This is a genomic window from Halobaculum sp. CBA1158, from assembly GCF_021431925.1.
Lineage (GTDB): Archaea > Halobacteriota > Halobacteria > Halobacteriales > Haloferacaceae > Halobaculum.
Map to the genome: position 1 here is coordinate 676,474 of NZ_CP090371.1, position 13,464 is coordinate 689,937.

General features: G+C 73.6%; 14 protein-coding genes. All 14 read left to right on the forward strand.

The window, feature by feature from the left end:
* The first annotated feature begins 78 nt into the window (after nucleotides 1-78).
* The 14 genes from Hbl1158_RS03575 to Hbl1158_RS03640 all read left to right on the forward strand — a co-directional run bounded on the left by Hbl1158_RS03575 (nucleotide 79) and on the right by Hbl1158_RS03640 (nucleotide 13,451).
* Nucleotides 79-996 (forward strand): MoxR family ATPase, encoded by a 918-nt coding sequence (locus Hbl1158_RS03575; protein WP_234298696.1) that lies wholly within the window; start codon nucleotides 79-81, stop codon nucleotides 994-996.
* On the forward strand, nucleotides 993-2,312 hold the full coding sequence (locus tag Hbl1158_RS03580; protein WP_234298697.1) for a VWA domain-containing protein: 1,320 nt from the start codon (nucleotides 993-995) through the stop codon (nucleotides 2,310-2,312). Before Hbl1158_RS03575 ends, Hbl1158_RS03580 begins: the two co-directional genes overlap by 4 nt.
* 3 nt (nucleotides 2,313-2,315) lie before the next feature.
* Nucleotides 2,316-3,458, forward strand: a complete 1,143-nt coding sequence (locus Hbl1158_RS03585) for an XdhC/CoxI family protein (protein ID WP_234298698.1) — start codon at nucleotides 2,316-2,318, stop codon at nucleotides 3,456-3,458.
* Nucleotides 3,455-3,652 (forward strand): hypothetical protein, encoded by a 198-nt coding sequence (locus Hbl1158_RS03590; protein WP_234298699.1) that lies wholly within the window; start codon nucleotides 3,455-3,457, stop codon nucleotides 3,650-3,652. The genes Hbl1158_RS03585 and Hbl1158_RS03590 overlap by 4 nt, the downstream gene beginning before the upstream one ends.
* Nucleotides 3,653-3,854: 202 nt before the next feature.
* The gene (locus tag Hbl1158_RS03595) at nucleotides 3,855-5,021 is read left to right on the forward strand and encodes an ABC transporter substrate-binding protein (RefSeq protein ID WP_234298700.1); all 1,167 of its coding nucleotides are present in this window, start codon (nucleotides 3,855-3,857) and stop codon (nucleotides 5,019-5,021) included.
* 63 nt (nucleotides 5,022-5,084) lie between these two features.
* Entirely contained in the window at nucleotides 5,085-6,197 is a 1,113-nt protein-coding gene (locus Hbl1158_RS03600; RefSeq protein WP_234298701.1) for an iron ABC transporter permease, read from the forward strand.
* A complete protein-coding gene (locus Hbl1158_RS03605; protein WP_234298702.1) occupies nucleotides 6,194-7,084 on the forward strand; it encodes an ABC transporter ATP-binding protein in 891 nt (296 codons plus the stop codon). The genes Hbl1158_RS03600 and Hbl1158_RS03605 overlap by 4 nt, the downstream gene beginning before the upstream one ends.
* A gap of 107 nt (nucleotides 7,085-7,191) precedes the next feature.
* A complete protein-coding gene (locus tag Hbl1158_RS03610; protein WP_234298703.1) occupies nucleotides 7,192-7,926 on the forward strand; it encodes a molybdopterin-binding protein in 735 nt (244 codons plus the stop codon).
* Between the two features lie 134 nt (nucleotides 7,927-8,060).
* Complete coding sequence (locus Hbl1158_RS03615) at nucleotides 8,061-9,140, forward strand: zinc-binding alcohol dehydrogenase (RefSeq protein ID WP_234298704.1); 1,080 nt, start codon at nucleotides 8,061-8,063, stop codon at nucleotides 9,138-9,140.
* Between the two features lie 128 nt (nucleotides 9,141-9,268).
* On the forward strand, nucleotides 9,269-9,643 hold the full coding sequence (locus Hbl1158_RS03620; protein ID WP_234298705.1) for a DUF5684 domain-containing protein: 375 nt from the start codon (nucleotides 9,269-9,271) through the stop codon (nucleotides 9,641-9,643).
* A 184-nt stretch (nucleotides 9,644-9,827) separates the two neighbouring features.
* Nucleotides 9,828-10,907, forward strand: a complete 1,080-nt coding sequence (locus Hbl1158_RS03625; RefSeq protein ID WP_234298706.1) for a DUF4129 domain-containing protein — start codon at nucleotides 9,828-9,830, stop codon at nucleotides 10,905-10,907.
* On the forward strand, nucleotides 10,904-11,623 hold the full coding sequence (locus Hbl1158_RS03630; protein WP_234298707.1) for a hypothetical protein: 720 nt from the start codon (nucleotides 10,904-10,906) through the stop codon (nucleotides 11,621-11,623). Before Hbl1158_RS03625 ends, Hbl1158_RS03630 begins: the two co-directional genes overlap by 4 nt.
* A 41-nt stretch (nucleotides 11,624-11,664) precedes the next feature.
* Entirely contained in the window at nucleotides 11,665-12,960 is a 1,296-nt protein-coding gene (locus tag Hbl1158_RS03635) for a DUF58 domain-containing protein (protein WP_234299463.1), read from the forward strand.
* On the forward strand, nucleotides 12,948-13,451 hold the full coding sequence (locus tag Hbl1158_RS03640; protein WP_234298708.1) for a hypothetical protein: 504 nt from the start codon (nucleotides 12,948-12,950) through the stop codon (nucleotides 13,449-13,451). The genes Hbl1158_RS03635 and Hbl1158_RS03640 overlap by 13 nt, the downstream gene beginning before the upstream one ends.
* The last annotated feature ends 13 nt before the right edge of the window (nucleotides 13,452-13,464 follow it).

Here is a 13,464-nt window from a genome sequence, read left to right on the forward strand (position 1 = left end):
TCCGCGACCGTGGGCACGCACGCGGGCCGGGGGTCACGCAGCCATCCAGCACACCATGTACTCCGAACACGACATCCGATGAGCGAGAGACGGCCGACGGCCTTCGCCGACGTGACCGACGAGCGGCTTCGAGCGCTGTTCGACGAGCAGTCGTACGTCGCCGACGACGACGTGGTGACGAGCGTACTGCTCGCGCTGCGACTCGGTAAGCCCCTCCTCGTCGAGGGCGAACCCGGCGCGGGCAAGACCGAACTGGCGAAGGTGCTCGCGGCGGGGTTCGACACCGACCTCGTGCGCCTCCAGTGTTATGAGGGGCTGACCGCCGAGCACGCGCTGTACGAGTGGAACTACACGAAGCAACTGCTTGCGGTGCAGTCGGGCGACGACGACGCCTCGGTGTTCGCCGAGGAGTACCTGCTCGAACGGCCGCTGTTGCGGGCGCTGCGGGGCGAGGGCGACGCGCCGCCCGTGCTCCTGATCGACGAGATCGACCGGGCCGACGAGGAGTTCGAGGCGCTGTTGCTGGAGGTGTTGAGCGACTACCAGGTGTCGGTGCCGGAGCTGGGGACGATCCGCGCGGAGACGCCGCCGATCGTGATCGTCACCTCGAACCGCACCAGGGCGCTGAGCGACGCGCTCAAGCGCCGCTGTCTGTTCTGTCACGTCGCGCCCCCCTCCCTCGAGAAGGAGCGAGAGATCCTCGCGCGGAAGGTGCCGGAACTCGACGGTGCCGTCGCGACCGAGCTGTGTGCGATGGCCGCCCGCATCCGCGAGGAGCCGCTGCGCAAGCCGCCCGGCGCGGCCGAGACGATCGACTGGGCGCGGGCGGTCGCGGCGCTCCGGCGCGACGGCGACGAGCCGCTCACACCCGCGGAGGTCCACGACACGCTCGGGTGCCTGCTGAAGGAGGTCGAGGACGTCGAGCGCGTCGACGAGTCGCTGCTGGAGACGCTCGTCGAGGCGGCCGCCGAGGCGCGGGCGGAGGTGCCGTCGTGAGCCGCGACGGCGAGCTCCCGGCGTTTCGCGCCGCCCGCGACCACGTCCGCGAGGAGCTGGTGCGGTTCGTCCGATCGCTGCGGCGCGCCGGCGTCGCGGTGCCCGCGAACGCCGGGACGACCGCGGCGCGGGCGCTCGTCGAGGTCGGCTTCGACGACGAGGCGACCGCCCGGGCGGCGCTGCGTGCGTGTCTCGTCGCCGACGCCGACGATATCGCGACGTTCGACCGTCTGTTCCCCGAGTTCTGGCGGCGGCTCGCCACCGGCCTCGACCCCGACGGCCCGGCCCCTCGCAGGGACGGTCCCGAGGGCGGGCTCGCGCCGATCGACGGCGACGCGGCCGGCGAGGACGCCGACGCCCCGGCGACGGACCGCTCCGACCGTGCGGACGACGGCGGCGAGCCGGACGTCGAGTCGGCCGCCGCGGCGGCGCTGGGCGGCGTCGTCACGGATGCGGGGCTCGCCGACGACGCCGAGCGCGTCGAGCGAGCGTGGTACAGCCCGACCGGGAGCCCGACGCACGTGTCGGGGGTCGCGGGCGCGGAGCCGGATATCGACGCCGCCGTCGAGGAACTGGCCGGCGGGCTCGCGACCCTTCGGGGTCGCCGGTGGCGTGCCGGCGACGAGCGCGCCGACGGTCGTCGGTCGCTTCGCGCGAGCCTCGCAACCGGCGGCACCGTCGTCTCGATCCCCCGGCGCGAGCGCGAGCACGACCGTCTCCGAGCCGTCTGGTTCGTCGACGTGAGCCGGTCGGTGCTCGACACCGTCGACCGGTCGGTCCTGCTCGGGACGCTCCGGCGTGCCCGCGCGGCGTGGCGCGAGTGCCGGATCGTCTTCTTCGACGAGACCGCCCGTGACGTCTCATCGGCGTTCGACGAGCCGACGGCGGCGGCCGCGCTCGACGCGCTCGCGCGGGCCGAGACGGAGTGGGGCGGCGGCACCCGGATCGGCGAGTCGCTCGCGGGCTTCCTGCGGGAGTCGCCGACGGCGGTCGACCGCCGGACGGTCGTGTTCGTCGTCAGCGACGGGCTGGAGACCGGCGACGCCGACGAACTCGAACGGGCGATGGCGACGCTGTCGCGCCGGAGCGCGGCGGTGGTGTGGTTGAACCCCCTGGCGGCGGCGTCGGCCTACGAGCCGACCGCCCGCGGGATGGCTCGCGCGCTGTCGTTCGTCGACGGGCTGTTCGCGTTCGGCGGCCCGGACGACCTCGCAGAGGTGGGTAGACAGCTCCGGCGGCGCGGCGTCGGCGGGCGAATCGGCTACGAGTACGACCCACGGCGGGGGGGACCGCGGCCCCGCCCCGACCCAGCGTGACCCATGGACACGAACGAGTGGAGCATCCCCGAGACGGAGCTGTTCGACCGCATCGCAACCGCCCTCGACGACGGCGACGGGGCCGTCCTCGCGACCGTCGTCGCCGTCGAGGGGAGCGCGTACCGCCGCCCCGGCGCGAAGATGCTGATCCGACCCGACGGGGGCGCGGGCAGCATCACCGCCGGCTGTCTGGAGGACGAGGTCCGCGACATCGCACGCGACGTGCTGGCGACCGGGGAGGCGCGCGTCGAGACGTGGGACCTGACCGGCGACGACGACGTGTGGGGCATGGGCGTCGGCTGCAACGGCGTCATCACCGTGCTGCTCGAACCGCTGTCTGCCGACTACGCGCCGGTCGTGGCCGCCCGCGAGCGCGGCGACGCCGTCGCCGTCGCGACCGTCGTCGGCGGCGACCTCCCGGTGGCGACGCGGGGGCGCTACGCCGGCGGCGACGGCGACGATCGCGGCGTCGTCGCCGGCGACCTGCCCGACTGGGTCGCCGAGGCGGTCCGCGAGGACGCACAGCGCCTCCTCGAGACCGGCGGCGGCGACGTGGTCGCCGTCGAGAGCGAGGACGGCGCGACCGCCGAGGTGTTCGTCGACGGGGTCCGCCCGCCCCCGGAGGTGGTGGTGTTCGGCTCCGGTCACGACGTGCGGCCGGTCGTCGAACTGGCGACGCTGGTCGAGTTCCGGGTGACGGTCGTCTCCTTCAGGGGGGTCGACGCCGACGGCGAGCGCGTCTCGGGGGCCGACGAGGTGATCTCCGCGAGCCCCAGAGACGTGCCGGACCTCCGGGAGTGGGACGACGACACCCACGCGGTCGTGATGACGCACAACTTCGTCGACGACCGGCTCACGCTCGATGCGCTGTTGGAGACGCCGGTGTCGTACATCGGGCTGATGGGTCCGCGAAAGCGCCTCGCGGAGATGCGCGAGGCGTTCGTCGAGGAGGGGCGAGCGTTCACGACCGCCGAACTCGATCGGATCTACACGCCGATCGGGGTGAACCTCGGCGGCGACACCCCCTATCGGATCGCGTACAGCATCGTCGCGGAGCTGCTGGCGGTCGCCAACGACCGCGAACCGGCCCACCTCGCCGACTTGGCGGGGCCGATCCACGACCGCGCGGGGATCGATTCCCCGTGACCGACGACGACTCCGGGGCGATGCGCCACCGGGCGTGGACGATCGCGGCGGCGTTCCACGAGCCCGCAGATTACGACGTCCCGTCGGCACCGCAGTTCGAGGGCGCGGTCGGCGACGGCGGGGAACTTCGGCTCCTCGACGACGACGGACGGCTCGTGTTGACCGCGGGCGTCCCCGTCCGCGCCAGGCGGTGAGTCGCGGCCTCCGACCGCACCGACCGCGACGGCCACATCGACCGCACCGACCGCGACGGCCTCCCCGGTCCCCGACGCCACGCTCGGGCCGAGTCGACGACGGTGCGTCGGCTGGCCTAGACATATATTCGTGGAGTCCGTTCGTTGTTCCGACAATGAGACAACGACCCACACGTCGCGATCGCGGTCGCTGATCGGGACGATGACACGAACCGAACGCACGCGGCGTCGGCTGCTCGCGACGGTCGCCAGCGCCGCGACCGTCGGGGTCGCCGGCTGTGGCGGCGCTGGCGGCGGGACCGACGGGACGGCCGAGTCGGCGACGGCGACCGAGACGCCGACCGAGACGGCCGCTCCGACGACCGCCGCTCCCGAGTACGAGGCGTGCATGGAGCCGGTGGGCTGTCTCTCGTTTGACGAACCGCCGGAGACGTGGGTCGCGAACGCCGGCATCTACTGCGACATCGGCGTCGCGCTCGGGCTGGTCGACCGGCTCGCGGCGATCGGGTCCCCTCGCCGCTACTACACCGGCTACTACGACGAACTACCGGGCGTCTCGCTCGACAAGTCGCAGTTCCCGGCGCTGTCGCGCGGGACGCGCATGCCCAAGGAGTCGTTCTACGCGGTCGACGCCGACGTGCACGTCATGGATCCGGTGTGGATGATCAACACCTTCGGGTGGACCGAGGCAGACGTCGAGGAGATCGCGACCAACATCGGCCCGTTCTTCGGGAATTACATCCGCGAACAGCAGGACGCGTGGCACACCTACCCGTACCCGACGCTGTCGGAGGCGTTCGGCAACGTCGCGGCGCTGTTCGGCCGACGTGAGCGCTACGAGCGCATCGAGCAGGTGCGCACGGAGCTGGCGGAGACGATCCGCTCGCGGCTGCCCGAGGAGCGAACGGAGGTGCTCCTGCTTCGCCCCCAGGGGGTCCCGCCGAACTCCTTTTTCCCCCAGTACATGGACGACTCCGTCTCGGATCTGCAATGGCAGATCGTCGAGGTCGACGACGCCCTGACCGACAGCGGGATCCCCGAGTGGGGTGTCCGCATCGACTACGAGACGATCGCCCGGATCGACCCGGAGGTGATCGTCATGGAGACGCAGTTCGCCGACGACTTCGTGCTCGACGACGACAGCTTCCGGGAGTTCACCCTGAACTTCATGCGCGAGCACCCGGTCGCCCGCGACGTGACCGCCGTGGAGAACGGCCGCGTCCACGCCGGCGGCATCAACTACCAGGGCCCGCTCGTCTCGCTGTTCCAGACCGAACACGCCGCGCGAGTGGCGTACCCCGACGAGTTCGGCGACGAGGAGCTGTTCGACCGCGAGCGCGTCGCGGGGATCGTCACGGGCGAGGGATGAGCCGCCGGCGCTCGCGGGCGCGGCTTCGACGGCGGCCGGCGACCCGACCGCCGGGGTGTCGCGATGGCCGGTGAATACGGGGAGGAGACCCGGACGGCCGCCGACCGGCGGCTCGCGTGGGTGAACCGCCAGCTCGTCGCCGTCGTCGTCGCCAGCGTCGCCGTCGTCGCCGTCGCGACGACGCTCCAGTTGAGCTTCGGCGCGTATCCGGTCTCGCCGCTGGAGGCGTGGCGCGCGCTCGCGGATCCGGCGGTGCTGTTCAGCGCGGCCGCGTGGCGGGCGTTCCTGCTCGGCGAGAGGGTGCCGGATTACGGGACGGCGACGCTCGTCGTGTGGACGATCCGACTCCCGCGCGTGCTCGTGGCGGTGCTCGTGGGCGCGAACCTCGCGGTGTCGGGCGCGGTACTTCAGGCGATCACCCGCAACGAGCTCGCCAGCCCGTTCGTCCTCGGCGTCTCCTCCGGGGCCGGCCTCGCCGTGCTGCTCACGGTCGTCGTGTTCACCGGGCTGCTCCCGCTGCTCCCGCTGTTTGCGGCCGTCGGCGGCGGGGTCGCGTTCCTGCTCGTGTACGCCATCGCGTGGCAGGGCGGCACCAACCCCGTGCGGCTGGTGCTGGCGGGCGTCATCGTCTCCAGCGTGTTCGGCTCGGTACAGACGGGGCTGTTCCTGCTCATCGAGGACATCGGGCTCGTCCAGAGCGTCGTCGCGTGGACGACCGGCTCGCTCGTGGGCACCGACTGGGCGCAGGTCCGGATGCTGCTCCCGTGGTCGGTCGTCGCCGTCGGCGCGTCGCTGCTGGGTGCCCGCGAGCTGAACGTCCTGACGCTGGGCGAGGAGACGGCCGCCTCGCTCGGCCTGTCGGTCGAGCGGGCGCGGTTTCTCCTGTCGGGGCTCGCGGTGCTGGCGGCGTCAACGAGCGTCGCCGCCGCGGGGATCGTCGGCTTCGTCGGCCTCGTCGTCCCGCACATCGTCCGCCGGAGCGTCGGCACCGACCACAAGCGCCTGCTCGTCGGCTGCGCGTTCGCCGGCCCGGCGCTGCTGGTCGCCGCCGACGCCGGAGCCCGGCTCGCGCTCTCGCCCGCGCAGATCCCCGTCGGCATCGTCACCGGACTGCTCGGCGGACCGTACTTCCTGTACCTCATGCGCAAACACGGCGATTTCGGGGGGTTCCGATGACCGACCGGTCCGGTCCCGTCGACGACGGGCACCGCGACGGCGACCGCCGCCGCGACGCCGGGGGACGGTCGGCGCACGCGTCCGACGGCGTCCTCGTCGCCGAGGACCTGGTGTTGGCGTATCCCGACTCGGACGCGCCGGTGATCGACGGCGTCACCCACGGGTTCCCCGAGGGCCGGGTCACCGCGCTCGTGGGACCGAACGGGAGCGGCAAGAGCACACTCCTGCGCGGGCTGGCCGGGCGGCTCGAACCCCGGTCGGGGACCGTGGCGCTCCGGGACCGCCCGCTCGACGACTACGGCGACCGCGAACGCGCCCGCGAGCTCGCACGGCTCCCGCAGGAGCCGACCGCGCCCGACGGCATCTCGGTTGAGGAGCTGGCGTACCACGGCCGCTACCCGCACCGCGGCTTCCTCGACACCGTCGACGACGCGGACGTGGCGGCCGTCGATCGCGCGGTGGGACTCGTCGGCATCGGCCACCTCCGGGATCGGCCGCTGGCGGACCTCAGCGGCGGACAGCGCCGGCTCGCGTGGGTCGCCATGGTGCTCGCCCAGGAGGCGGACGTGCTGTTGCTGGACGAGCCGACGACGTTCCTCGACCTCAGACACCAACTGGCCGTGATGGAGGTGGTTCGGACGCTCCGCGAGGATGACGAGACGACGGTCGTACTCGTCCTCCACGACGTCGAACAGGCCGCTCGATACGCCGACGAGATGGTCGTTCTTCACGAGGGGCGGATCCACGCCACCGGGCCGCCCGCGTCGGTGCTCGAGCCGGCGATGTTGGCTGAGGTGTTCGGGATCGACGCCGAGGTCGACGACGGTCGCTTCGGCCCGCGGCTCACGCCGATCGGTCCCGCCGACTCGGCGATCGGGCCGCGATGACGCTCCCGCGGACTCATCGACCCCGCCGCCGCGCTCGACCGTGGACCCGTCGCGACCGTCTCTCGACGCCCGTGTGCTTTTGACTCCCGGTCGCGTCCGTCCGGTCGATGGACGTGGCTATCGTCACCGTGGGCGACGAGGTGCTCGCGGGCGAGACGGCGAACACGAACGCCTCGTGGCTGGCGTCGGCGATCGCCGACCGCGGCTCGCGCGTCCGGCGGATCTTGACCCTGCCGGACGACCGCGCGGCGATCGCCGACCGGGTGGCCGAGTGGTCGGAGGCGTTCGACGCGGTGATCGTCACCGGCGGACTGGGCGGCACCCACGACGACGTGACCGCCGACGCCGTCGCCGACGCGTTCGAGCGCGACCTCGTGGTCGACGACGCGGTCCGGGCCGACGTGCTGGAGACGGTCGCGGCCTACCGCGACGAGAACCCCGACCTCCTCGCGGAACACGACCTCGACATCGACGTGGCGGCGTGGGCGGCGCTGCCCGAGGGCGCGCGACCGCTGATCAACGACGAGGGGCTGTGTCCGGGCTTCGTCTGCGGCAACGTGTACGCCTTCCCGGGCGTGCCCGCGGAGATGCGGTCGCTGTTCGAGGGGGTCGCCGACGAGTTCGCCGGCGACGAGGTCGCCCGGACGGTCTACACGCCCCAGCCGGAGGGGTCGATGCTGGAGACGCTGACCGCGTTTCGCGACCGCTTCGACGTAGCGGTCGGCAGCTACCCCGACACCGAGGGGCACAACCGGCTGACGGTCCGCGGGACCGACCCGGCGGCCGTCGAGCGCGCGACCGAGTGGCTCCGCGAGCGGGTGGCCGTCGTCGAGGAGGAGTGACGTCCCGCTAGCGGCCGTCCCGACCCGGTCCCGGCTGTCGATCCGCCTGCCCAGCAGTTATGCCGTTCGAACCCGTGGTACGGTAGATGGCAGCGATCACCGCGGTCCGAGACGTATCGGAGGGGATCTGATCCGTGTCGTCGCGGACGGTGTTCTTCACCGGTCCCCGCGAGGTGGAGGTGCGCGAGACGAATGTGCCCGACCCCGGGCCGGGCGAACTCGCCGTCGAGGCGCTCGTGTCGGCGGTGAGTCCCGGGACGGAACTGCTGTTGTACCGCGGAGAGATGAACCCCGACCTGGCAGTCGACGAGACGCTCGACTCGCTGTCCGGGTCGCTTACGTATCCGTTCCCGTACGGCTACGCGACCGTCGGCGTCGTGACCGCGGTCGGCCCCGACGCGGACCCGGCGTGGCGCGGCGAGCGCGTGCTCGCGTTCCACCCGCACGCCAGCGAGTTCGTCGTCGACACCGACGCGGTCACGCGCGTCCCCGAGGGGATCGCGCCAGAGGAGGCGGTGTTCCTCCCGAACGTCGAGACGGCGGTGACGCTGTCGCTCGACGGCGAGCCGGCGGTCGGCGAGCGCGCGGTCGTCTTCGGACAGGGCATCGTCGGCCTGCTGACGACGGCGATCCTCTCGTCGTTCCCGCTCGAGGAGCTGGTGACGCTCGATTATCACCAGTCGCGTCGCCGTCGGTCCGAGCGCCTCGGGGCCGACCGGTGTCTCGATCCGGCGGACGCCGATCCCGCGACGCTGTTCGCGACGGCGACGGACGCCGACGGCTCGGCCGACTCCCCGGTGGCTGCGACGCCCGAGAGCGCCGCCGGCGACGCCGACGCGCCCGACCGGGCGGACCTGACCTACGAGCTGTCGGGCAACCCCGCGGCGCTGGACGACGCGATCGACGCGACGGGGTACGGCGGCCGCGTCGTCGTCGGCTCGTGGTACGGGTCGCGGCCGGCGGAGCTGTCGCTGGACGGGCGCTTCCACCGGAGTCGGATCGAACTCCGGAGCAGCCAGGTGAGCACGCTCGCCCCCGAGCGACGTGGCCGGTGGACCACCGACCGGCGGCTGACGACGGCGTGGCGACGCCTCCGCGACATCGACACCGACCGGCTCCGAACCCACAGGCTACCCGTCGAGGACGCCCCGGAAGCGTACGACCTGCTCGACCGCGAGCCGAACGAGGCGCTCGGCGTGTTGTTGACGTACTGATCCACCGAGGGTCGGTCCCTGCCGCCCTCCACCTCGCCCCCCTCGCCGCCGGCCCCCCGCCGTCCGGCATCTGTCCGTTCGAATCGGACGGAAAGAATTATCATGGATCCTACGGGAGGGGGTGAACGATGCTCGATCCGATACTCCTCCAACAGAACGGCGGCGCGCTCTCGGCGGTCGTCCTGATCGTGTACCTCGTCGTGCTCGTGGCGACGATCGCCGGGCTGGCGAAGATCTTCTCGAAGGCCGGCGAGCCGGCGTGGGCCGCGATAGTTCCGATATACAACATGTATCTCCTGATCACGATCGGCGGGAACCCGTGGTGGTACCTCCTGCTGCTGTTCGTCCCCCTCGTGAACGTGCTCGTGCTGGCGAAGGTGTCGATCGACGTGGCGAAGGCGTTCGGGAAGGGCGTCGGGTACGGCCTCGGCCTGTGGCTCGTCCAGCCGGTGTTCTACCCTCTGCTTGGCTTCGGCGACGCGACCTACCAGGGGCGACCGTAGCAGGACCCGACGCGACGGCGTCGCGGATGCGGTCGCCGTCACCGACGCGGTCGCGGATGTGGTCGCCGTCGCCGACGCGGTCGCGGTCGGCGAGGGCACCCCGGCAGGTACTGACACGGTCCCCGCGGCGTCTCCCGACTCCCCCGTAACCTTTGAATCCGCAGCCCCGTTAGCGACTCACATCGTGGAGCGACGAACGGTCGCCACCGCGGTCCTGGCCCTCCTCGCGGTGCTCGCGCTCGGCGCGGCGGCCGCGACGCTGGACTCGGCGACGACCACTGCAAGCGGCGGATTCGGTTCCGGCGGGGCGAGCGACCAGTCCGGCGTCGGCGACGGCGAGGACGGCCCGGTCGACCTGGGCGGCGACTCGGCCACCGGATCCGCGAGCCTCCAGCTCAGCGTCTGCGTCCAGTTCCTGACCGAGCCGATCGTCCAGGCGGTCCTGCTGCTCGGCGTCGTCGCGTTCATGGGCGGAATGTACCGAACCACCGGCTCGTGGGTGCTCAGCGGGCTGTTCGTCGTCTCGGCGCTGTTCCCGTTCGGGGTGTTGTACCTCGCGCTCGTCTCGTGTGGCGCGTCGCCTGCGGAGGCGGCCCTCGGGTTCGGCGAATCGGTCGCGGCCAACGCCTCGGTCCTGCCCGACGGCGCGGGCTCGGCCGGCTCGAACGCCGACGGCGAGGCGGTGTCCGCGCCGACGTTCGCCGTCGGCCTGTTGCTCCTCGTCGCCATCGCGGGCAGCGTCCTCCTGCTGTTCGTCTCCACCGGCGACGACGACGACGAGCTCGCGGAGTCCGCGCCCGACCCGCCCGCGCCCGAGCGCCGCGCCGAGGTCGGGCGCGCGGCCGGCGCGGCCGCCGACAGGCTGGAGGGCGACGCCGACCTGGAGAACGAGGTGTACCGCGCCTGGCGCGAGATGACGGGCGCGCTCGCCGTCGACAGTCCCCGGTCGACGACGCCGGCGGAGTTCGCCGACGCCGCCGTCGACGCCGGGATGGACCGGCGCGACGTGGCCGCGCTCACAGAGGCGTTCGAGGCCGTACGCTACGGCGGCGAGCCCGCGACGCCCGAGCGAGAGCGCGAGGCCGTCGACGCGCTCCGCCGGATCGAGGGGACGTACGCCGACGGTGACAGCGCGGGCGACGCCATCGACAGCGACCGCCCACGCGACGGCGACCACGACGGGCACGGTGATCGGCCCCGCGACAGCGACCGCAACGGCGACCGCGACGGCGACGACCCGACCGATCCGGGTGATCCGCGGTGAGGCGCTCGGCGATTCTCGGCGTCGCGGCGGTGACGTTCGGCTTCGTCGTCGTCCTCCAGCGCGGGCTCGCGGCGGCGTTCGACCTGACGTACGTGTTCGTCACCGCCGCTGGCGTGCTCGCGCTGGTACAGGGGCTGCGGTACGCGAACGAGGCGCGCACGGCCGACCGCCGGGCGATCGAGACGGGCGACCCGGAGGAGCGGTACGTCGTTCCCGTCCCGGGCGACGACGCCGACGACCTCGTGTACGGGAGCGGTCGCGACCGGGCGAGCATCAAGCGCCGCCGACAGTTCCGTCAGCGACTCCGCCGGGCGGCCGCGGGGACGCTCCGAGCGCGGGGGGACTACGCCGACGGCGACGAGGACGGCGACGGCGACGCGGTCGAGGTCGCACTCGACGACGGCACCTGGACCGACGACGCCGTCGCCGCCTGGTATCTGGGCGAGGACGTGCCGCCGCCGCGCGCCGTGCGCGTGCGGAGCCTGTTCGGGGCCGACACGGAGTTCCGGTTCGCCGTCGACCGGACCGTCGACGCGCTGGCGGCCGCACGCGACGGGGCCGCCGGCGACGACGCTGACGCGGTCGATGCCGCCGGTGCGGACGCCGCGTTCCCCGAGACCCGCCGGTCGGCGCGACGGGTCGCCGAGTCGGTCGCCCGGGCGGGTCGCCGCCGGATCGACGCCGTCGGCGACGCGCTCGCGGGGGTGCGGCGGTGAGCGACTCGCGTTCGGCCCCGACGGAGACTAACGGCCGCAACGTGGCCGAATTCGACCGGATCCGCCCGCGGGGGGTCGTCCCCACCGGGCGGTGGACGGGGGTGGCCGCGCTCGCGCTCGTCCCCGTCGGACTGGGCGTCCTGCTCCGACACCCGCCGCTCGTGCTCGCGGGGGCCGTCGGCGTCGCCTTCGCCGCCTACGCCCGCGGTGACGCCGCACCCGACCCCGACGTGACGCTGGAGCGGTCGCTGTCGGATCCGACCCCCGACCCTGGCGACGAGGTGACCGTGACGCTTCGCGTCCGCAACGACGGCGACGGGGTGCTCCCGGACCTCAGGCTGGTCGACGGCCTCCCGGCGGCGCTGGCGAGCGACGGGCCCGCACGGTTGGGGACGGCGCTCCGGCCCGGCCGGACGGCGACGCTGCGGTACGACGTGACGGCGGTTCGCGGGGCCCACGAGTTCGACCCGGTGCACGTGCTGGCGCGCAACCCGAGCGGGTCGCGCGAGCGCGACGCCCGGCTCGTCGCCGAGGGGGAGACGACCCTGCGGTGCACCCCCGAACTGGAGGCGTCGTCGTCGCTTCCCCTGCGCGGACTGACGACCGTCCTCTCCGGGCGGGTCCCGACCGACGTGGGCGGGTCGGGGCTGGAGTTCCACTCCACTCGCGAGTACCGGCACGGCGACCCGGCCAAGCGGGTGAACTGGGCGCGATACGCCCGGACGGGCGAGCTGTCGACGCTGGAGTTCCGCGAGGAGCGCGCGGCGACGGTCGTCGTCTGCATCGACGCCCGCGAGGAGGCGTACCTCGCGCCCGACGAGGACGCGGCCAACGCCGTCGAGCGGAGCGTCGAGGCGGCGACGCAGGCTGTGCCGGCGCTGCTCGCCAGCGGCGACCGCGTCGGGATCGCCGCCTCCGGGCCCGGGGACTGCTTCCTCGATCCCGGCATCGGCGACGGGCACGCCGCCCGCGCCCGGGAGCTGCTCGCGACCCATCCCGCGCTCGCGCCGACGCCCGACGACGAGCGGTTCCTCCCGACGACGTGGGTGCGGCGCTTTCGGCGGTGGCTCCCGGCGGACGCGCAGGTGCTGTTCTGCACGCCGCTGGCCGACGACTACGCCGTCACGGTCGCCCGCCGGCTCGACGCCTACGGGCACGCGGTGACGGTCATCTCGCCGGACCCGACGGCCGACGACACGCCCGGTCACCGGCTCGCGGGCGTCGAGCGGTCGAACCGCGTCTCGCGGCTCCGATCGTCGGGGCTGCGGGTGATCGACTGGGGCGAGGAGCCGCTGGCGACGGAGCTGGAGCGCGCCGCCGCGCGGTGGTCGCGGTGACGGTCACCCGCAAGCCCCCGCGGCTGGGCGTCGCGCTCGCGGCCCTGCCGGCGGCCGTCGGCGCGGCGGCGCTGGGGCTGGCGTCCGGGGCCGCCGCCGGGGTCGCGGCCGCCGGGATCCTGCTCGCGGGCGTCGGGACGCTCGTCGGCTCCCGGCGAACGCTCGGAGCCGGAAGCGCCGCGCTCGCGGGCGGCGTCTTCGTCGCGGGCGGGCTCGCCGGCGCGGGGGCCGCCCCCCTGCTCGTGGGCGGGCTGTCGGCGGCGCTGACGTGGGACCTCGGCGAGCACGCGATCGGACTCGGCGAGCAACTCGGGCGGGAGACGGACGCGACCCGGAACCTCGCGACCCACGCGGCCGCCTCGATCGCGGTCGGCGCGGTCGCGGGGGCGGTCGCGTTCGGCGTGTACGTCGCCGCCGCCGGCGGTCAGCCGGTGGTCGCGCTCGTGTTCCTGCTCGTGGGCGCGGTCGCGCTGGTGAGCGCGGTCCGGTGATCGGGCGGGGGAG